Source organism: Bittarella massiliensis (ex Durand et al. 2017), from assembly GCF_009876955.1.
GTDB lineage: Bacteria > Bacillota > Clostridia > Oscillospirales > Ruminococcaceae > Bittarella > Bittarella massiliensis.
This window is the reverse complement of the sequence record NZ_WWVY01000002.1, coordinates 200,096-219,367: the sequence shown is the minus strand read 5'-3', so window position 1 is coordinate 219,367 and position 19,272 is coordinate 200,096. Positions and strand designations below refer to the sequence as shown.

General features: G+C 63.3%; 20 protein-coding genes and 1 tRNA gene. 8 read left to right on the top strand and 13 right to left on the bottom strand.

The window, feature by feature from the left end:
- The first annotated feature begins 89 nt into the window (after positions 1 to 89).
- A complete protein-coding gene (locus GT748_RS02115; protein ID WP_161213280.1) occupies positions 90 to 1,220 on the top strand; it encodes a PfkB family carbohydrate kinase in 1,131 nt (376 codons plus the stop codon).
- A 63-nt stretch (positions 1,221 to 1,283) separates the two neighbouring features.
- Here the strand turns inward: GT748_RS02115 and GT748_RS02110 are convergent, their stop codons facing one another.
- The 6 genes from GT748_RS02110 to GT748_RS02085 all read right to left on the bottom strand — a co-directional run bounded on the left by GT748_RS02110 (position 1,284) and on the right by GT748_RS02085 (position 7,117).
- Positions 1,284 to 1,955 carry a hypothetical protein gene (locus tag GT748_RS02110; protein WP_073260976.1) on the bottom strand — a complete coding sequence of 224 codons (672 nt, stop codon included), beginning with the start codon at positions 1,953 to 1,955 and terminating at the stop codon, positions 1,284 to 1,286.
- 31 nt (positions 1,956 to 1,986) lie between these two features.
- Positions 1,987 to 3,504, bottom strand: a complete 1,518-nt coding sequence (locus GT748_RS02105; RefSeq protein ID WP_073260974.1) for an NAD(P)H-hydrate dehydratase — start codon at positions 3,502 to 3,504, stop codon at positions 1,987 to 1,989.
- Positions 3,505 to 3,562: 58 nt separating this feature from the next.
- Positions 3,563 to 4,510 (bottom strand): D-alanyl-D-alanine carboxypeptidase family protein, encoded by a 948-nt coding sequence (locus tag GT748_RS02100; RefSeq protein WP_021659318.1) that lies wholly within the window; start codon positions 4,508 to 4,510, stop codon positions 3,563 to 3,565.
- Between the two features lie 194 nt (positions 4,511 to 4,704).
- Entirely contained in the window at positions 4,705 to 5,004 is a 300-nt protein-coding gene (locus GT748_RS02095; RefSeq protein WP_021659317.1) for a helix-turn-helix domain-containing protein, read from the bottom strand.
- 54 nt (positions 5,005 to 5,058) lie between these two features.
- Complete coding sequence (locus GT748_RS15890) at positions 5,059 to 5,352, bottom strand: helix-turn-helix domain-containing protein (RefSeq protein ID WP_044992456.1); 294 nt, start codon at positions 5,350 to 5,352, stop codon at positions 5,059 to 5,061.
- A gap of 163 nt (positions 5,353 to 5,515) precedes the next feature.
- Entirely contained in the window at positions 5,516 to 7,117 is a 1,602-nt protein-coding gene (locus tag GT748_RS02085) for an ABC-F family ATP-binding cassette domain-containing protein (protein WP_044992459.1), read from the bottom strand.
- A gap of 211 nt (positions 7,118 to 7,328) precedes the next feature.
- Here GT748_RS02085 and GT748_RS02080 point away from each other — a divergent pair, with 211 nt between their 5' ends.
- Entirely contained in the window at positions 7,329 to 7,874 is a 546-nt protein-coding gene (locus tag GT748_RS02080; RefSeq protein WP_143161561.1) for a zinc-ribbon domain-containing protein, read from the top strand.
- An 87-nt stretch (positions 7,875 to 7,961) separates the two neighbouring features.
- On the opposite strand, the gene GT748_RS02075 is transcribed toward GT748_RS02080, so the two are convergent.
- Together GT748_RS02075 and GT748_RS02070 are read right to left on the bottom strand one after the other, a co-directional pair.
- The gene (locus GT748_RS02075) at positions 7,962 to 8,414 is read right to left on the bottom strand and encodes a hypothetical protein (RefSeq protein WP_021658318.1); all 453 of its coding nucleotides are present in this window, start codon (positions 8,412 to 8,414) and stop codon (positions 7,962 to 7,964) included.
- A gap of 88 nt (positions 8,415 to 8,502) precedes the next feature.
- Positions 8,503 to 9,342: a DUF368 domain-containing protein gene (locus tag GT748_RS02070; protein ID WP_021658319.1), complete on the bottom strand. Its 840-nt coding sequence runs from the start codon at positions 9,340 to 9,342 to the stop codon at positions 8,503 to 8,505.
- A gap of 448 nt (positions 9,343 to 9,790) precedes the next feature.
- Here GT748_RS02070 and GT748_RS02065 point away from each other — a divergent pair, with 448 nt between their 5' ends.
- The 5 genes from GT748_RS02065 (at position 9,791) to GT748_RS02050 (ending at position 13,843) form a co-directional block, all read left to right on the top strand.
- Entirely contained in the window at positions 9,791 to 11,122 is a 1,332-nt protein-coding gene (locus tag GT748_RS02065; RefSeq protein WP_021658322.1) for a hemolysin family protein, read from the top strand.
- 224 nt (positions 11,123 to 11,346) lie between these two features.
- Positions 11,347 to 11,661, top strand: a complete 315-nt coding sequence (locus tag GT748_RS02060) for a hypothetical protein (RefSeq protein WP_021658323.1) — start codon at positions 11,347 to 11,349, stop codon at positions 11,659 to 11,661.
- 271 nt (positions 11,662 to 11,932) lie between these two features.
- Complete coding sequence (locus GT748_RS02055; protein WP_021658325.1) at positions 11,933 to 13,057, top strand: sodium ion-translocating decarboxylase subunit beta; 1,125 nt, start codon at positions 11,933 to 11,935, stop codon at positions 13,055 to 13,057.
- 12 nt (positions 13,058 to 13,069) lie between these two features.
- Entirely contained in the window at positions 13,070 to 13,210 is a 141-nt protein-coding gene (locus GT748_RS15130) for an OadG-related small transporter subunit (protein ID WP_021658326.1), read from the top strand.
- A 354-nt stretch (positions 13,211 to 13,564) separates the two neighbouring features.
- A complete protein-coding gene (locus GT748_RS02050; protein ID WP_021658397.1) occupies positions 13,565 to 13,843 on the top strand; it encodes a hypothetical protein in 279 nt (92 codons plus the stop codon).
- Positions 13,844 to 13,964: 121 nt separating this feature from the next.
- Here the strand turns inward: GT748_RS02050 and GT748_RS02045 are convergent, their stop codons facing one another.
- The 3 genes from GT748_RS02045 to GT748_RS02035 all read right to left on the bottom strand — a co-directional run bounded on the left by GT748_RS02045 (position 13,965) and on the right by GT748_RS02035 (position 16,197).
- On the bottom strand, positions 13,965 to 14,276 hold the full coding sequence (locus GT748_RS02045; protein ID WP_021658398.1) for a helix-turn-helix domain-containing protein: 312 nt from the start codon (positions 14,274 to 14,276) through the stop codon (positions 13,965 to 13,967).
- Between the two features lie 135 nt (positions 14,277 to 14,411).
- Positions 14,412 to 14,498, bottom strand: a tRNA-Leu gene (locus GT748_RS02040).
- 94 nt (positions 14,499 to 14,592) lie between these two features.
- Positions 14,593 to 16,197: an MBL fold metallo-hydrolase RNA specificity domain-containing protein gene (locus tag GT748_RS02035; protein WP_021658399.1), complete on the bottom strand. Its 1,605-nt coding sequence runs from the start codon at positions 16,195 to 16,197 to the stop codon at positions 14,593 to 14,595.
- Positions 16,198 to 16,477: 280 nt separating this feature from the next.
- On the opposite strand from GT748_RS02035, the gene GT748_RS02030 reads away from it, so the two are divergent.
- Positions 16,478 to 16,678: a hypothetical protein gene (locus tag GT748_RS02030; RefSeq protein WP_021658401.1), complete on the top strand. Its 201-nt coding sequence runs from the start codon at positions 16,478 to 16,480 to the stop codon at positions 16,676 to 16,678.
- Between the two features lie 47 nt (positions 16,679 to 16,725).
- Here GT748_RS02030 and GT748_RS02025 read toward each other — a convergent pair whose 3' ends face one another.
- Both GT748_RS02025 and pyrE read right to left on the bottom strand, forming a co-directional pair.
- Positions 16,726 to 18,225 carry a putative bifunctional diguanylate cyclase/phosphodiesterase gene (locus GT748_RS02025; RefSeq protein WP_161213282.1) on the bottom strand — a complete coding sequence of 500 codons (1,500 nt, stop codon included), beginning with the start codon at positions 18,223 to 18,225 and terminating at the stop codon, positions 16,726 to 16,728.
- Positions 18,226 to 18,478: 253 nt separating this feature from the next.
- Positions 18,479 to 19,147: an orotate phosphoribosyltransferase gene (gene pyrE, locus GT748_RS02020; RefSeq protein WP_044991961.1), complete on the bottom strand. Its 669-nt coding sequence runs from the start codon at positions 19,145 to 19,147 to the stop codon at positions 18,479 to 18,481.
- Positions 19,148 to 19,272 lie beyond the last annotated feature (125 nt).

The following is a 19,272-nucleotide window of genomic DNA, read 5'->3' as shown; positions in this document are numbered from 1 at the left end:
GCCGTCTCTCCTTGACCGGCCAAAAGGGCTTTTCTATACTAATATCGGAAAGTGAAAAAGGGGCCCCAGGGCCCGGAAGGGAAATGCCCATGCATTTAAACACCACCGGCGGAGAGACGGGGGTCACCAAGCGCGAGGCGCAGATCCTGACCATCCTCCGCAAAAACCCCACCATCTCCCACAAAGAGCTGGCCGAGCGGCTGGGCATCACCCGCTCGGCGGCGTCGGTCCACCTGACCAACCTGGCCAAAAAGGGGAAGATCATCGGCCGGGGCTACATCCTCGAACAGCCCAACTACGCCGTGGTCATCGGCGGCGCCAACATGGATGTCAACGGCTTCTCCTCCGGCCCCCTGATCCCCCAAAACTTCAACGCGGGCAAAATCCGCCTCGAGCCGGGCGGCGAGGCGCGCAACCTGGCGGAGAACCTGGCCCGGCTGGGGGTGGGGGTCAAGCTGATCTCCGCCATCGGCGGAGATGTTTTCGGCGAAAAGATCCTCGCCGACTGCCGCTCCCTGGGCATCGACGTCACTGGCTGTCTCATCCTCCCGGGGGAGAACTCCGCCCTCTTCATCGGCATCGTCAGCCCCGACGGGGAGATGGCCCTCGGCCTGTCGGACATGACCATCGAGCAGTGCATCACCCCCGCCTTTTTGGAGGGGCGCTGGGGCGCTCTGGCCGGGGCGAAGGTGATGTCTGTGGGCAGCGGCCTGCCGGTGGAGAGCATCGAGTACCTCCTCACCGCCTTTGCCGGCAAGGAGATCGTCGTCGACGCCGGGTCGGTGGCCAAACTGTCCTCCATCCGCCACCTGATAGGCGCCATCCCCACCCTGCAGCTCAACAGCGCGGAGGCCGAGCACCTCTCTGGCATCGCCATCAGCACCGAGGAGGACGCCCTGCGGGCGGCCAAGCAGATCGGCCGGATGGGGCCCAAGCGGGTGGTGGTCACCATGGGTCCCCGGGGCGCCGCCCTGTCCACCGCCAGCAGCGAGGGGATCTACCGCGCCCGCCCGATCAAGCCGGTGAGCGACGCGGGGGTGGGCACCGCCTTCACCTCCGGCCTCTGCTACGGCCTGGCCTATGACTATTCGGAAGAGGACACCATCTTCCACGCCCTGGCCTGCGCCGCCCTCAATTTGGAGGGGGAGAGCGCCGTCAACCACAACCTCAGTCTCAAGAGTGTACAGGACTTGGCGCAGCAGCTGAGCCGGGAACAGTGAGATCGCCAAAAGAGAGGGTCCAAACCCGCGGGGACAGCCCGGGGTCTGGACCCTCTTTTGTTTTTAAGCCAGCTCTTTCAGCTCGGCTCGCAGCCGGTCCAAAAGGGGCGCGCCCCCTTCCTCCAGCAGGTCGCCCAGCCGCTGCCCCTCCGCGCCGTGGCGGCGGTAGAAGGCCAGGATCCGCCCCACCGCCTCCACCAGGGCGCTTTCCGGCAGCGTGGACCCCAGCTCGTCGCCCAGGCGGGGGCGGCGGCCCATCATCCCCCCGACAAAGAGGAGGAAGCGCCCCGCCTCGCCGGGGGCGGGGAGGATGCCTACATCCTGTCCGCGGGCCTTCCCCAGGCTGTTGGGGCAGCCGTAGACCCCGATTTTGAACTTTTTGGGCGCGGGGGTCCCGAAGTAGGCCCGGTCCAGTTGAAGGGCCAGCCGGTGGGTGTCAAAAACGCCCCGGCGGCAGTCGGTCCCCTTGCAGGCGGTCACCGCCCGCACGGTGGCGCCGGTGCCCCCCCATTTCAGCCCCAGCTCCCCGGCCAGGGCCACCGCCTCGTCCAGCCGCCCGGCGGGGATGCGGTCGATTTCCAGGGTGCCCCGGCTGGTGGCGGTCACCCGCCCGCCGCCGCAGCGCTCGGCCACCAGGGCCGCCGCCCGCAGCGCGTCGGGGGTGAAGACCCCGCAGCTGCCCACCACCCGCAGGGCGTACCGGCCGCCCTTTTGGGGGAGTATCCCGTTTTGCACAGCGATCTCTCCTTTTTCTCTGCTCAAAAGTCTATATGCCCAGCTGGGCGAAGATGTCCCCCAGCCGCCCGGGCAGGTCCCGGGGGAGGGTGGAGCGGGCCGAACGGCCCGCCTGACAGAGATCCCCCGCCCGGCCGTGGAGCCAGGCGGCACAGACCGCCGCCACAAAGGGGGGTGTGCCCTGGGCCAGCAGGGCCGCCAGGATGCCCGAGAGGGTGTCGCCGCTGCCGGCCTTGGCCAGACCCGCCCCGCCGGTGGGGTTGACGGCCAGGGCCCCGTCCGGCCCGGCGATGGCGGTGTTGTGCCCCTTGAGCAGCACCACCGCCCCCCACTCGGCGGCCCAGCGGGCGGCGCAGGCCAGCGGGTTTTTGCCGATTTCCCCAGCGCTCTCGCCGGTGAGGCGGGCCATCTCCCCCAGGTGGGGGGTGAGCACGGTGGGCCCCCGCCGCTTTGCCAGCCACTGGGGGTGGCGGGCGAGGTGGTAGAGTCCGTCGGCGTCCACCAGCACCGGGCCTGCAAAGCGCCCCAGCAGTTCCCCCACCAGCTCCCCGGCCCCCTCGCTGCGCCCCAGGCCGGGGCCGATGAGCAGGGCGTCGGCCCCCTCCACCCCCGCCCAAAGGTCAGGTAGGTCGCCGGGACAGAGTTGCCCCTCCCCGCCCCCGGACAGGGGGCGCAGCACCGTCTCCGGCGAGCGGAGGGAGACCAGTTGACAGACGCGCTCGGTGGAGCAGAGGGTCAGGTAGCCGACCCCCGTCCGCAGGGCCGCCTCGGCGGCCAGGGCGGCGGCCCCCCGGTAGAGGTCGCTGCCGCAGACAGCCGCTAGCCTGCCGTTTGTCCCCTTGTGAGAGAGGGGGGAGAGGGGGGAGAGCTGCGCCCGCAGGTATCCCTCGTCGGCCTCCTCCACCGCGCGGGTGAGGGCGGCCAGACCCCCCTTTTCAATGCCGATGTCCAGCACGGCGCACTCCCCCATCCACTCCCGTCCGGGGCGGAGGAGGGCGGCCTGTTTGGCGGCGGCAAAGGCGGCGGTCAGGTCGGCCCGCAGGGCCCCGCCGGCCACCAGGCCGGTGTCCGCCTCCACCCCGGAGGGGATGTCCAGCGCCAGCACAAAGGGGGCGGCTCCCCGCGCCCAGGCAAACAGGGCCCGGCGAAAAGGGTCCAGCTCCCCCCGGAAGCCGGTGCCGTAGACCCCGTCCACCAGCAGGTCAAAGCGCTCCCCCTGGGGCACCTGTTCCAGTGGGGTGGGGGAGACCGCCCCCGCCAGGTTTTGCAGGGCCTGTTTTGCCTCGGCGGTGCGGGGGGCCCCGTCGGTGAGGTAGAGACAGACCTCGGCCCCTGCCCCTGCCAGCAGCCGGGCCATGACCAGGGCGTCGCCCCCGTTGTTCCCCCTGCCGCAGAGCAGGCAGACCCGCCTGCCCGGCAGGGAAAATCGCCCTGCAAGCAGCGAGAAGGCCGCCTGCCCGGCGTTTTCCATCATCTGGTAGTAAGAGAGCCCCGCCGCGTCGGCGCGGCGCTCCGCCTCTTTCATGGAGGCGGTGTCGATCAGCTTCACAAAAAATCCCCCCTGTGCGGCAACTTGGTACCAGTATAGCACAAGGGGGCGGGGGTTGTCAGTCGCCGGGCAGGGCGTTTTGGCAGATGTTGAGGGCGTCCTCCACGTGGTAGGGGGCGCTCTGGTGGGAGCCGGGCGCCCCCGCCGTCACCAACAGGTAGCGCCTGTCCCCCTTTTGCAGCAGGGTGGCCAGGCAGAGGCCCGCCTCTTCGGTGTAGCCGGTCTTGCCCCCCAAAATCGCCCCGTCCCCCAGTTGGGCGGGGATCCCCACGTCAAACAGGGTGCTGGTGAGGAAAAGGCCGTTGGGGTGGGCTATGCTGGGGGTGGTGGTATAGCTGTGGGCGGTAAAGACGCGGCAAAACGCGGGGTTTTGCAGGGCGCTGTCCAGCAGCAGGGCGATGTCCGCCGCGGTGCTGTAGTGGTCGGGGTGGTGCAGCCCGTCGGCGTTGACGAAGTGGGTGCCCTCCATCCCCAGCTCCCGGGCGCGCCGGTTCATCCGCTCCACAAAGGCCGGCTCCGAGCCGCTGACGGCGGTGGCGATGCCCAGGCAGGCGTCCGCCCCAGAGGGGAGGAGGGCGCCGTAGAACAGGTCCGCCACCCGCACCTCCTCGCCGGGGAGGAACCCGGCCATCGAGGCGTTCGCCGCATAGAGGGACTGAAAGTTTGAGGGCAGGCGCACCGTCACATTCCAGTCGGGAAGGGCCTCCATCCCCAGCATGACCGTCATGATTTTGGTGAGGGAGGCGGGGTAGATGCGCTCCTCCCCCCGCTGGGAGAGCAGCACCTGTCCGCCCCCGCACTCCACCAGAAGGGCGACCGGGCTGTAGAGCTCCAGAGGGGTGCCCGCCCCCTGGTCGTCAAAGCGGGGGGCGCTCTGCACGGGGGTGGGGTGGGGATGTGCGTCGCCCCCCACGGCGCGCAGGGCCAGCCCGCCCCCCAGGGCCGCCAGTAAAACGGCGGCTGCCAGCAGCGCTCTCCCTCTCCTCTTCTTTCCCTGTCTTGTCATTGGCAATGCAGCTCCTTTCTCCCCTCCATCAAACCAGAAAAGAGCGGGGGGCGCTTGAACTCTTTCTAGCGCATTTCTTGAGAAGTGATGGAGAAAACATTGCAGTTTAGAAAGAAATGGCGTCGCGGCAGAGGAAAAACACCCTTGCGCGGGGGACAAAAAATCCCCCGCCGAAAGCGGCGGGGGAAGAGGCGCTATGAAATTCGCCGGATGAGCTCGTCGATGGCGCGGAGGGTCGCCCGGTCAGTGGCCAGAAACCGCCGGATGATCTCGGCCTGCTCCCCCTCCTCCGGAACGTCGAAAAATTGGGCGGGGGAGAGGCGCAGGTAGTCGCAAATTTGAAAAAAGACCTTCATGGTGGGCATTGCCCTCCCGGAGGTGAGGGACTGGACATACCCCTTTGACCTTCCCAAATCGCGGCTCATCTGCACTTCGGAGACACCTTTCTGTGCGATGAGTTCGGCCAGTCGGCAGCGAAACAGCTCTGCGTTCACGGTGGGTCCCTCCTTCGCGGGCGCTGTGGCAGGGGGGGGGCGGACAGCCCCTCCCTAGGGGGATAGGAAGCAGGCGATGACCTGGCGGACCGCCTCCTCCTGCCGGGCACTCAGGCCGTCGAGCCGGATGGTGGCCTGGTCGTCCAGCCCCGTCAGGTAGTCCAGCGAGACGCGAAAGAGGACGGCCATCCGCACGGCCATCTCCAAACTGGGGGTCTGAGTGTTGCTCTCGTAGTGGTAGACCGATCCCTTGCTGACCCCCAGCCGCTGGGCCAGCGCCTGCTGAGACAGGCTTATCTTCCGGCGCAGCGCCTTCAGGCGCAACCCAAAGTCAAAGACTTCATCCACGGTGTACCCCTCCTTTTGGCCGCGGTATGTCAGCGCGGCGACTCTCTGCCACCAGTATACGAGTTTGCCGGTCAAAAAGCCAGGAAAAGGGGAATCTTTGCAAAAAAAGAGGGCGAGGCATCTGCCTCGCCCTCTCGTTTTATCTGGGGAAAACGGGATGCTCTTAGAGCCCCCGCTCTTTTTTGTACTCCAAAAACTCCTCATAGCTGCCCTGGCGGTCAAGAATGCCGTCGGGGCGGATCTCGATGATACGGTTGGCCACCGACTGCACCGTCTGGTAGTCGTGGGAGGCAAAGAGGAGGATGCCCCCAAAGCTCTGCAGCCCCTTCTGCACCGCGGTGATGGATTCCAGATCCAGGTGGTTGGTGGGCTGGTCCAGCAGCAGCACGTTGGCCCCGCCCAGCATCATCCGCGAGAGCATGCAGCGCACCTTCTCGCCGCCGGAGAGGACGCTCACCGGCTTGTACACATCGTCACCCGAAAAGAGCATCCGCCCCAAAAAGCCCCGCAGGTAGGTCTCGGTGGTGTCCCCCAGGGAGTACTGGGCCAGCCACTCCACCAGGTTTTTGTCCTCCCCCTCGAAATAGGCGGTGTTGTCCTGGGGGAAGTAGCTGCGGCTGGTGGAGACCCCCCACTTGAAGCTGCCGCCGTCGGGTTCTTCCTCCTCGGTGAGCACCTTGCACAGAGCGGTGAAGGCCAGGTCGTTTTCGCCCACAAAGGCGATTTTGTCCCCCCGGTTGACGGTGAAACTGACCTCCTGCAGGGCGGGCACCCCCTCCAGCGATTTGGAGAGGCGGTCCACCGTCAGGATCTCCTTGCCCGGCTCCCTGTCCATGGAAAAGCCCACAAAGGGGTACCGGCGGGAGGAGGCGGGCATCTCCTCCACCGTCAGCTTGTCCAGCAGCTTCCGGCGGGAGGTGGCCTGTTTGGCCTTGGACTTGTTGGCCGAAAAGCGGGAGATAAAGTCCTGCAGGTCCTTGATTTTCTCGTCCCGCTTGCGCTTTTGGTCGTTTAACAGCCGCTGCATCAGCTGGCTGGACTCATACCAGAACTCGTAGTTGCCCACGTACATCTTGATTTTGCCGTAGTCCACGTCCACCATGTGGGTGCAGACCACGTTGAGGAAGTGCCGGTCGTGGGAGACCACGATCACCGTGCCCACAAAGTCCAGCAGAAAGTCCTCCAGCCAGTTGATGGCGTCGATGTCCAGGCCGTTGGTGGGCTCGTCCAAAAGGATGATGTCCGGGCGGCCGAAGAGGGCCTGGGCCAGCAGCACCTTGACCTTGACCTTTTCGGCCAGGCCGGCCATCCCCTCGTAGAGCAGCTCGGCCGACAGACCCAGCCCCTGCAAGATCTGCTGGGCCTCGGTCTCGGCCTCCCAGCCGCTGAGCTCGGCGAACTCCCCCTCCAGTTCGGAGGCGAGGATGCCGTCCTCCTCCGAGAAGTCGGGCTTTTGGTAGAGCTCGTCCTTCTGCTTCATGATTTCAAAGAGCCGGGGGTTGCCCTGCAAAACGGTGTCCAGCACGGTGAACTCGTCGTAGGCAAAGTGGTTTTGCTTCAGCACCGACATCCGGGTGCCGGGGGGGATGATGATTTCCCCGGTGGAGGGCTCCAGCTCCCCCGAGAGGATGCGCAGGAAGGTCGATTTCCCCGCCCCGTTGGCCCCGATGATGCCGTAGCAGTTTTCGGGGGTGAACTTCAGGTCCACGTTTTTAAAGAGATTCTGCCCGCCGAACTGCAGGCTGACATTTTGTACGGTAATCATAAAATCCTCCGCGTTGGCATACTCCTCGGCATCCGCCGACGGTTGCCATTCTACCATATACTGCCGCAAAAAAACAGGGAAAATTCCCAAAAGGGGGCAAAAAAACTTGTTCCCCACGCCGCTTTTCAGTATACTGGATACATTAGGATCACCTACAGGCCGCCCCTGCCCGCTCAGCGGAAAGGGCCGCCTGAAAATGGAGGTTTCAGAGATGGACACCAGATATTGTCCCACCTGCGGCGCCGTCGCAGAGGTGGGCGCCCGCTTTTGCCAGACCTGCGGCGCGGCGCTGGACGGCAGCACCCCGCCCCAGGACCCCAGTGCCGCCGCCAACCGGCCGGCCTACGCCCCACCGCCGCCCACCACCTATGTGGGCGACCCCTATGCGGGCAAGCAGGCGCAAAACTATCAGCCAAACTACCAGTACCCACCCTCGCCCCCGCCGCCCTACCAGCAGATCCCCCCTCAGCAGAGCGGCCAGTCCCCCTACCAGCCGCCCCAGCAGATGCCCTACCAGATCCCGAGACCCCACAAAAGCAACAAGACCGCCACCCTGACGCTGGGGATCATCGGGTTGGTCTTTTCCATCTTGCTGCCCATCGTCACCTACTGCTGCTCCATCCCCGGGCTGGTGATGGCCAGGCAAAACCCCTATACCGGGGAGAAGGACACGGTGGGCAAGGTCCTCAACACGGTGGCCATCTGCGTGGCCGCCCTCAACTCCCTCGCCGCCGTCATCAGCAACCTTGTCCGCTAGAACGGGCGAAAAAGCAAAGGGACCGGACAGTCGTCCGGTCCCTTTTTGCGCGGCAACGGCAGGCAGTGCCGGCCGGTCGGTCGGGGGTCAGTGGCGCTCGCAGTTGCAGCTGTAGTGGCAGTCGCAGGTGGGGCAGTTGGCTTTGATGATCCCATGGACCATGGCCGCCAGGGTAAACAGCATCATGAAGGCAAAGGCGCTGGCAAAGAAGAGGAGGATGATGGCAGCGACACTCGACGCCCCCGAAACCGCCACGATGGCGGTGAAGAGGGAGAGGATCAGGGCGCCCAGAGCGGAGAAGAGGAAGCAGGGCAGGTAGCCGCAGATGCTGTCGGAGAATTCGCAGTTGTCACAGCAGGGGCGGTGCAGGGCGAAAATCAGCAGCAGAAGCAGGGCGATGGCGGCGAGGACGGCGGTAAAGCCAAGCGCCACGTACACCAGGACGGTGGCAATGCCCGTATAGTAGAGGGCCGCAAAGATGGCGCCCAACACTGCGCTGGCAAAGGCCAGGAACCCGCAGATGTATTTGGAACGGTACACGGATAGACACTCCTTTCAAGCAGACGAACAAATCTCGTGACGATCTGGTCACGCCCCAATATATGTTCGCCCGGCCCGAATGGTGTGACTACCCCTGTGCCCGGCTCAAGTGGCCCAGCAGAAGGGTGGCGGCGCACCCGGCCGCCAGGCAGACAAGGCCGGTGAAGGCGGTCCCCCAGCCGCCGGAAAAGCCGGGGAACACCTCGGCCACCGAGCCCAGCACAAAGCCGATGATCAGGGAGTAGGTGAACTGGGGCCGCCGCTCCATGGCCCTGTCCAGCAGGGAGGTGGTGGCGAGGATCCCCCCCACCAGCCCCAGGGCGAGGGGGAGGAGAAAGGGCAGGTAGAGCTGGCTGACCGACGAGAGGGCCACCTGGTAGAGCCCCAGCAGGAGCAGCACGTGCGAGGCGCTGATGCCCGGCAGCACCAGGGCCACGGCCACCACCACCCCTGCCAGAAAGAGGAGCAGGGCCCCCTGTATCGAAAAGCCCTCTCCGGCGGCGAAGAGGCCGTCCGGCACCAGCCGCAGGGCAAAGACCAGCCCCAGGCCGAGGGCGGCCCCGGCGAGACAGCCGGGGGTGGGGCGGCGGATGCCCGCCTGCCGCCACAAAACCGGCAGGCTGCCCAGGATCAGCCCCGAGAAGAGGAAGAGCATGGGGTCGCCAAAGCGCTCGGTCAGGTAGAGGACCGCCTTGGAGAAGAGCAGCATCCCCCCCACCGAGCCCAGGCAGAAGACCAGCAGGAAAAGCAGGCTCTGCCGGCGCTTGGCCCCTCTATCTCTGGTCAGGCTGCTGATGGCGCGGATGAGCCGGCCGTAAATGCCCAGAATGATTGCCATGGTCCCCCCGCTCATCCCCGGCAGGAGCATGCTGCTGCCCACCACCAGGCCGGAGAGGAGGGTGGAAAGTCCCTCTTTGGTGTGTTTCATCGTCTCGCTCCTATTTTGCAAAAATTTGTACCAGTGTAAAAAAGACGGGGTCAAAAGTCAATGCTCGCGGTGGTCTTTCCGCCCCGGTGGCGGGGCGCGGGCCGGGCGGCGCCGCTGATTGGCGGGGAGTCCTGTAAAATTTGTGTCAAGCGGCGCGCGGGCGGCTGGCTGCCGCCGGCCAAAGGCGATTTTTCCCCTTTTGGGGTGGATTTGGCCGGGAATGGTGCGCCCGGAGAAAGGGAGAGGCCTCTCCCTTTCTCTGCCTTGCCGCCGCACCGCCGGGGAAGCCCGGCCGATTGTTGGCGTTTGGCCGCTGTTTCGCTATAATAGAATCATCTTGTACCATTTCTCCCGGCCGCTCCCTGTGGGGCGGCCGCAGACGGCGGCCGGACGGGCCGCCCGCCCACCGGGCGGACACCATTTGACCCATCAAGGAAAGGGAGCGGATATGGACTCCGACAGTAGTCTTTTTCTCAGTATTGCCATTTTGTTGGTGCTGATCGCCACCAACGCCTTTTTTGCCATGAGCGAAATTGCCGTCATCTCGGTCAACGAGGCCAAGGTGCAAAAACTCGCCGACGGGGGGAGCAAAGCGGCGGGGAAGTTGCTCTTCCTCACCCGCACCCCCTCCAACTTCCTCTCCACCATTCAGGTGGGGATCACCCTCTCGGGCTTTCTGGCCTCGGCCGTGGCGGCGGACAACTTTGCGGGGATGCTGGCGGACGCCCTGTCCTTCCTGCCGGTGGACCGGGCCATCCTGCAGGGCGGCTCCCTGGTGCTCATCACCCTGCTGCTGTCCTATTTCACCATCGTCTTTGGCGAGTTGGTGCCCAAGCGCATCGCCATGCGCAAGGCCCAGGCCGTGGCGCTGCGAGTGGCGGGGGTCATCTCCCTGTTTTACCGCATCGCCCGCCCCTTTGTCTGGCTGCTGGCCCAATCCACCAACGGCATTTTGCGGCTGCTGGGCCAGAAGCCGGGGGAGGACGAGGAGGAGATCACCCCGGAAGACGTCCTTCTGATGGTGGAGACCGGCACCAAGAAGGGCGTGTTTGACGGCGATGAGAAAGAGCTCATCGAGAACATCTTCGCCTTTGACGACAAGACGGTGGGCGAGGTGATGACCCACCGCACCGACGTGAGCATGGTGGAGGACAGCGACGACATCGTCGCCGTGAAGGAACTGGCCAGACGGGAGGGGTACTCCCGCATCCCGGTCTATCACGAGACGGCCGACGACGTGGTGGGCATCCTCTACGTAAAGGATCTGCTCGACGACTCCAAGCGGGTCGAAAAGGCGGCCGACTGCATGCGCGCCCCCATCTATGTGCCCGAGAGCATGCTCTGCAGCAAGCTACTTCGCACCTTTCAAAAGGAAAAGGTCCACATGGCCATTGTGGTGGACGAGTACGGCGGCACCGCCGGCATCGTCACCATGGAGGACCTGTTGGAGGACATCGTCGGCGACATTGCCGACGAGTACGACAGGGAAGAGGCCGACTGCCAGGAGCTGGCGCCCGGCCGCTATCTCTTCGCCGGTTCCATTGAACTGGAAGAGGTGGAGGAGATCCTCGGCATTGCGCTGGACTACGGGGGCGAGTACGACACCCTGGCCGGCCTGCTCATCGAAGAGCTGGGCTATATCCCCCAACAGGGGGACGCCACCGTCCTCCCCCTGGGAGGGAGCTACTGCGCCCGGGTGGCGCGGATGGAGGAGCGGCGCATCGACCGGGTCTTGGTCTGGAAAGAGGAGCCGCAGGCAGAAGAGGCGGCGGCCCAATAGCAAAGGAAAAAGTGGTGAGGAGGCGGACCCAGCAGGGTCTGCTTCCTTGCTTTTTTGCGGTGCGATGCGACCGGTGTAGAAACATCGGTCGCGTTTTTGCGTGTTTTGGGGGGAAATAGATTGGGAAATTCTACAAAAATGAAGAAAATGAAAGAAAAGTGACCGTTTCTGCCCAATTCTGAACACCTATTGGTAGAAGGGATTGGAGAGGAGGGGATGAATCGGTGCAGGTGTTTTGGTCCGGCTGGCCGGTGGACGACGGGTGCCTGGTACACTGGTTGGCCCTGCTGGGGATAGGGGTGTCCATTGCCTATCTGGCGCTGCGCCTGTCTGGAACGCGCCCCCGCGTGAAGGGGGAGGGAAGGCGGTTGGAGGGGTGGGACGGCTGCTTTCTCGTCCTGTTGGCGGGGGTGTCGGCCCTGCTCTACCTCCACCGCCGCTGCGGGCTGGACGGGGGCTTGCTCGCCCTCTGGCTGGCCGTGCTGGCGGTGGAGCTGGGGGTGCTCTCGGACCGGCGGGAGAGGCGGTGGCCCCTTTGACAGAGAGGGGATTTTACCTAGACTTTACAGACGGGCCTTGCATTGGGGTGGGCAAATGTGGTATTCTTATCCGGTAACAACTACATACCGCCCAAAAGGGAGTAACTTGCGGCGCTCTGCGCCGTCGTATGGTGCGACATTCCGATTTTTGCAAAAAAATCCGCACATACTATAAAAAGTGAGACTTTTACTGTGGTTTTCACGGTGAAAGTCTCTTTTTTTGCACAGTTTTGGGCGGTACAGATGCAGATTGAAGAAATGGGAGTGCACAATGGAAGTTTTGTTTGAAAACATTCTCAACATCACCCCGGGTCAAATCGTCATGTGGGTCATCGGCGGGCTGCTGATTTGGCTGGCCATCAAAAAGGAGATGGAGCCCACCCTCTTGCTGCCCATGGGGTTTGGCGCCATCTTGGTGAACCTGCCCCTCTCGGGCGCGGTGGACCAGGTGGCCGGCAGCGGGGTGGAGCAGGGGGCCATCGACACCCTCTTTCGGGCGGGGATCGCCAACGAGCTGTTCCCCCTGCTGCTCTTTATTGGCATCGGTGCCATGATCGACTTTGGGCCGCTGTTGTCAAACCCCAAGATGCTGCTCTTCGGCGCGGCGGCGCAGTTCGGCATCTTCTTCACCCTGAGCATCGCCTCGCTCTTTGGCTTTGAGCTGCACGACGCGGCCTCCATCGCCATCATCGGCGCGGCCGACGGCCCCACCTCCATCTTTGTGGCCAACTACTTTGAGTCCAACTACGTGGGGGCCATCATCGTGGCGGCCTACTCCTACATGGCGCTGGTGCCCATTGTCCAGCCGCCGGTGATCCGCCTGATCACCACCCAGAAGGAGCGGCGGATCAAAATGCCCTACAACCCCCTCTCCATCTCCAAGACGACCAAGATCCTGTTCCCCATCCTCATCACCGTCATCGCCGGGCTGATCGCCCCCAAATCGGTCTCGCTGATCGGCTTCTTGATGTTCGGCAACCTCATCCGCGAGTGCGGGGTGCTGGGGATGCTCTCCGAGACCGCACAGAAGGTGCTGGCCAACCTGATCACCCTGCTTTTGGGGCTGACCATCGCCACCAAGATGCAGGCCGAGTACTTCCTGCAGCCGGCGACCCTGCTCATCATGGGGCTGGGGCTGGTGGCCTTCATCTTCGACACGGTGGGGGGCGTGCTCTTCGCCAAGCTGCTCAACCTCTTTTGCAAAAAGAAGGTCAACCCCATGGTGGGGGCGGCCGGCATCTCGGCCTTCCCCATGTCGGCCCGGGTCATTCACAAGATGGGCCTCAAGGAGGACCCCCAGAACTTCCTGCTGATGCATGCGGCTGGGGCCAACGTGGCTGGGCAGATCGCATCGGTCATCGCCGGCGGGCTGATCATCAGCCTGATTGCCAAGTAAGGAGGGCGCGCTGTGTTTCACATTCCCGAATTTTTATCGACCCTGCCCATCATGGGCTACGGGATGGGCGGCATCTTTGCCGTCATCCTGGTGATCTATTTGAGTATCAAGCTGCTGTGCAAGTTCTTTCCCGAGCGGGGAGAGGGCAAGTAGCCAAGCGGCAATACGCAAAAAAGGGGCTGCGGCAGGGGTGCCGCGGCCCCTTTTTGCCCTTGTGGCGGGGGATAAGGCGGTTGTCTTTCGGTATGATAGGTGCTATAATGGAGCCAATCGAGCGGGTGTATGCGGCCTGTATCCTGCCAAAAGAGGTTTCTCCGCTCTTGAAGCCGGAGAAATTATACGATTTCGTTCGCAGTTTTGCAACAGCAAAAACAGCGTTTTTCTTTCTGTGAAAGCCGTTGTAAGTGCCATTTTTGTACTTTTGGGCCTTTTTAGAGCGGAGAACGGAATTGTATAATAATTCCAGTAAAATTTTTCTAGCGCCATCACTTTGTGGAGGGAAGGACAATGACCAAGAGAGAATTCCGGAAAAAGTGCAAGAGAGAAAAGAGCACAAGCTACCAACTGATTCTATCGGGAACGATTGTATCGCTGGCGGGTCTTGTGGTTGTGCTGTTGACGCTGTTTACCCAGGACGCATTTGCAAACCAAATTTTTGGCTTCACAATAGGCCTGACGATTTCTTTGGTCGGAATGGGTCTGGACATTGCCGGCGAGGTCTGGCTGTCCCAGGAATTCAAAAAATACAAGGACGAGAGCATTGCCGACCAGACCGATTGTTTGTGAGCAATTGGAGAGGGGTCTGCGACACGGCAGAGATGGGTCTCTGCACCGCAAAAGGGAAGATAAAATTGAGGTGTAAACAGGGGCGCCCCGACCTGCCTTTTTGGCAGATCGGGGCGCTTTACTACTTCTTTTTGGCCGTCTTGGCGGCAAACTGAATCAGGAATGCAATGTCCTTTTTCGACAGATCGCACGCTTTGCTTCCCCTGTCAACACGGTAGATGTGGTTGGGGCGGTCTTCCCACCCCATGAGATAAAGGGGAGAGACCCCCAGGGCCTTCGCGGCGGCCAGGACCTTGTCGGCCTCTATACTCCCCATATCGCAGGTCTCGCAGCGAGATAGGGCGTCCTCGGTTGTGCCCATCGCGGCGGCCAGTTCCCAAAGGGAAAGTCCCCTCTGTATACGTATTTTGCGGATGCGATTTTCCAAACACATGTTAGACCACCCCTAAAGGACAGTCTAACGGTGGGGGCGGCGCCAATCTACAGGTAAATGCAGGAAGGAAAAACGGTACGGTGTGTGGGAGACCCAATAAAAAAATCGCTTAACCATACGGCTAAGCGATTTTTTTGGTGCAGACGATGGGATTTGAACCCACACAGGCTTACGCCCACTACCCCCTCAAAGTAGCGTGTCTGCCAGTTCCACCACATCTGCATGTAAACGGCCCAGAAGCCGTTTAACAGGTTGTATTATAGCATCTATCTCCCCGTTCGTCAACTGGGAAAAGAGAGATTTTTTGCGCGGTCGGTCAGCGGTCCCATTTTTCGCACAGGGCGATGATTTGGTCGCGGAACCTGCCCAGGTCTTTGTTGCTGCCGCCCTGGTTGTGGGCAATCACGTCCAGCAGGCGGGTCCCGGCCGCCAGCAATTTGCCGAAGGCCTGGTTGGAGGAGCCATTTTTTCGCTCGCCCTTGGGGCGCAGCTGCTCAAAGGGCACCCCGGCGCTGACGGTCTGCCCGGTGGACAGGTCGTACACCTCACAGAAGTTGGGGGCGTGGGCCGAGAGACCCCGTGCCTCCAGCGCGGTGCAAAACTGCTGGCAGACCCCGTTTTCCCCGTGGACCACGAAGATGTGGGCCGGGGCGGGGGAGAAGGCGCCGATCCAGCGCAGCAGACCGTTTTTGTCGGCGTGGGCCGAGAGGCCGGGAAAGTTGACGATGCGGGCCTTGACGGCGATCTCCTCGCCAAAGAGCTTGACCTGGCGGGCGCCCTCCAACAGGGCGCGCCCCAACGTCCCCTCGGCCTGGTAGCCCACAAAGACCACCGTGCACTCGGGCCGCCAGAGGTTGTGTTTGAGGTGGTGGCGGATCCGCCCGGCCTCGCACATCCCGCTGGCCGAGAGGATGACTTTGGGGGTGGGGTCAGCGTTGAGGGCCTTGGACTCCTCGCTGCTCTCGCACATCTGCATCCCCTCGAATTCCAGCGGGTCGCTGCCCAGGTGGAGCAGCTGCAGGGTGTCCTCGTCGGCATAGGGCAGCAGGTCGCTGCTGTAGATGCGGGTGGCCTCGGTGGCCAGGGGGCTGTCCACGTAGACGGGGAAGTGGGGGTTGGCCCCCACCAGGCGCCGGTCCTTGATTTCCCGCAGGAAATAGAGCAGCTCCTGGGTGCGCCCCACGGCAAAGGAGGGGATGACCACGTTACCCCCCTTGGCAAAGGTCTGGTTGAGGATGTCGGCCAGGTCGGCCACATAGTCGCTGGAGGGCTCGTGCAGCCGGTCGCCGTAGGTGCTCTCCATCACCACATAGTCGGCCTGGGTGAGGAATTGGGGGTCGCGGATGATGGGCTGGTCGGTGTTGCCGATGTCACCGGAGAAGACCAGCTTTTTCTCCACCTGCCCCTCCCGCACCCACAGCTCGATGGAGGAGGAGCCCAGCAGGTGCCCCGCGTCCTGGAACCGGGCCCGCACCCCGTCGGCGATCTCTACGAACTCGCCGTAGCGGCAGGGCGTCAGCAGGGGCAGGACCCGCTCCGCGTCCTGCACGGTGTAGAGGGGCTCCACCCCCTCGTCGCCGGAGCGGCCGCGCTTGCGGTTTTCCCACTGGGTGTCCACCTCTTGGATGTGGGCGCTGTCGCGCAGCATGATGGAGAGGAGGCGGCAGGTGGCGTCGATGGCGTAGATCTTGCCCTGAAAGCCGTCCTTCACCAGCAGGGGCAGCCGGCCGGAGTGGTCGATGTGGGCGTGGGTGACCAGCACCGCGTCGATGCTGGCGGCGGCGAAGGGGAGTTGCTGGTTGTCCTTTTCGTCCCGCCCCTGCTGTAAGCCGCAGTCGACGAGCAGGCGGGTGTTCCCCACCTCGATGCAGTGACAGCTGCCGGTGACCTCGTGCGCGGCGCCATAAAATGTCAATTTCACAGGTCGTTCCCCCTTTTTGAGGGGGGATGGAAGGAGCTGAAACGCCCCCTTCCCCCTCTATTTTCATTGTAAAGGCACTTTATGTCCGGTCTGTGCGCAGTTTTCGCAATTTTTGTGAACGGATCGCGGTTTTGGTAAACGCTACAAAACCACGCTGCTTTTTGCAGCAAAAGGGCAAAGGATGGCGGCCAGCGCATATCTGCCCGGCGGCGGGGAAAAGTGAAGGGTGAAGGCGGCTGTTTTCGGCGGCCGCCGACCCAAAACCAGGGAGGGACACAGGATGAGCGATGCCAAGAAAAAGGTAAAAGCCTATATGGACGAGCAGATCGCCGTGTTGGAGGAGGGCCTGGACCGGCTGTACGCAGAGGACCGGCAGCCCGCCAAAGAGGGCAACCTCTACAACGGAATGCTCAAGAGCACGGTGGAGTTTGAAATCACCCACATGCGCCACCTGAGCGAAGACCTGCAGAAACTGCTGTAACCAAAAAAAGGCCCCGCCCTCTCGCAAAGAGAGGGCGGGGCCTTTTTTCACCTGTCTGCGGCGGGGGCAACCGGCGCGTTTTGCCGGCAGAGGGCCTCAAACGCATCCGCCGGGATGGGGCGGGCGTAGAGGTAGCCCTGGGCGTGCTGGCAGCCGATCTGCAAGAGGAAACGGGCCTGTTCCGGCAGCTCCACCCCTTCACAGATGACCAAGATCCCCATCTCGTGGGCCAGCTCCACCACCTTCTGGACGATGGTCTGGGAGCGGGAGGAGGAGAGGGCCCTGTCCATAAAGGTGCGGTCGAGCTTGATGGTGTCCAGCGGAAATCCCCCCAGCAGGGAGAGGGAGGAGTAGCCGGAGCCAAAGTCGTCGAGAGAGAGGAGAAAGCCGATTTTTTTGAGCTGTTTTGCCAGCTCGTCAAGGCGCTCCAACCCGTTGAAGGCGGTCTCGGTGAGCTCCAATTCAATGAGGTTGGGGGGCACCCGGTGGCGCTTGACCATCTCCGTCAGCCGCTGCAGGTACCCCTCCTCCTGCAGGTGGAGGCGGGACTGGTTGACCGAGATGGGAAAGACGGGGAGCCCGCCGTCCAGCCGGCGGCGCAGCAGGGCACAGGTCTGGTCGAGGACGCAGAAGTCCACCTCGGTGATAAAGCCGTTTCGCTCGAACAGGGGGATGAACTGGTCGGGGTAGTAGAGGTGAGAGGGGCCCCGCTGCCAGCGGACCAGGGCCTCCGCCCCGCAGATTTCGCCGGTGGCCATGTTGAATTTGGGCTGGTAATAGGCCACAAATTCCCCGTCCGCCAGGGCCTGTTCCATCTGGTCCTCCATCTCCCTGTTTCGGCGCAGCTGTTCCTCCAGCTCGCCCGAGAAGAAGAGGACCGGTTCGGGGCGGATGCGGGCCTCGCGGCGGGCGATCTCCGCCGCGTCAATAAAGGCGGTGAAGGGGACCTGGCTGTCGCCGATCTCGGAGACCCCGAAATTGAAGCGGAGTTTGATGTGGTGGCTGGCGGCGGAATAGTCGCTGTTTTGGGCGCCGAATCGCAGCAGGGCGGCGCGGGTCTCCTCCTCGCTGGAAAAGGGGAGCAGCAGCAAAAAGTGGTCGGCCTTGACCCGGGCCAGCAGCGTCTCCTCGCCAAAGGCCTCCTGCAGGGCTTTGGATACCCGCAGGATGATGTCGTCCCCCATCTGCCGCCCATAGCTGTCGTTGACGGTGCTGAAATGGCTGATGTCGGTGGAGACGACACAGAGGCGGTGGGGGGCGGCGGCGCGCCGCCGGCGGTCGCCCTCCTCCTCAAAGTAGTTGGTGTTGGCGAGCCCGGTCAGCAAGTCGGCGTAGGCCAGCCGGTAGAGATGGCGGTTGAAGCGCTGGCGAAAGAGGAAGACCGCCACCAAGATGGCCAGGAAGGCCCCCAGAAAGAGGAGCAGCAGGTTGAGGGGGGAAAACGCCTGGGGGGAGAGGACCGCGCCGGTGCCCCACAGGAGGGCGAAGAACCCCGCACAGAGCAGGGCGGAGAGGAGGATGAACTTGTTGTCGGAGATGCGCTTCACGGATGAGCCGCCACCTTTCAAAATAGGGGGGAAACAAAACCCGGTAAGAGGGGCTGTTTTGCGGGTGCTGCCGGTATCTGCGCCACTGATCTATCTTTCACTTTACCATCTTTTTTTTATGAAGTAAAGAAAGAATAGAGGGAGGCGATGGGGGAGGGCATTTTTAATGGAAAAGGCGCTCTTTTCGGTGGGCCAGCAAAAAAAGAGGGCTGCGCCGGCCGGCGCCGCCCTCCCCGATCCGGCCCCCGGCCGGTCAGATCCCGTATTCTTCTAGATAGGCCTCCATCCGGGCCTTCATCTCGTCGCCGATGTAGACCTTGCCGTCGATCTCCCGGCCGTGCAGGTAGGAGATGATCTCCCGCACAGTGACGATGGGGTAGGCGTCGATGCCGTACTGCTCCTTCACCTCTTGGATGGCGGACTTGTCGCCGGTGCCCTTTTCCATCCGGTCCACCGAGATGACGAGGGCGCGGATGTCCACCTTGGCGGCGCCCTGCAATACCGGCAGGCACTCGCGGATGGCGGTGCCGGCGGTGATGACGTCCTCAATGATGGCGACCCGGTCGCCGTCTTGCAGCTTGTAGCCCACCATGGTGCCGCCCTCGCCGTGGTCCTTGGCCTCCTTGCGGTTGAAGCAGTAGTTCACGTCCTGCCCATACTGCTCGTAGAGGGCGATGGAGCAGGACACCGCCAGGGGGATGCCCTTGTAGGCGGGGCCGAAGAGGGCGTCCACCTGGTCGCCCAGGTTGTCGTGCAGGCAGGCGGCGTAAAACTGCCCCAGTTTGGAGGCCTGATAGCCGGTCTTGTAGTTGCCGGTGTTGATGAAGTAGGGGGTTTTGCGGCCGCTCTTGGTGGTGAAATCGCCGAAGGTGAGCACCCCGGAGCGCACCATGAACTCGATAAATTCCTCTTTGTAGGTCATCTCTTCCAACATCCTCCCGTCGCCGGCGCGCCGGACAGCCCCGGTGCGGGACCGCCCGGCGGCGCGGACAATCTTTACTGTGCCCAATTATACCACAGCCCCGCCGGGCGGCACAATCCCCCGGC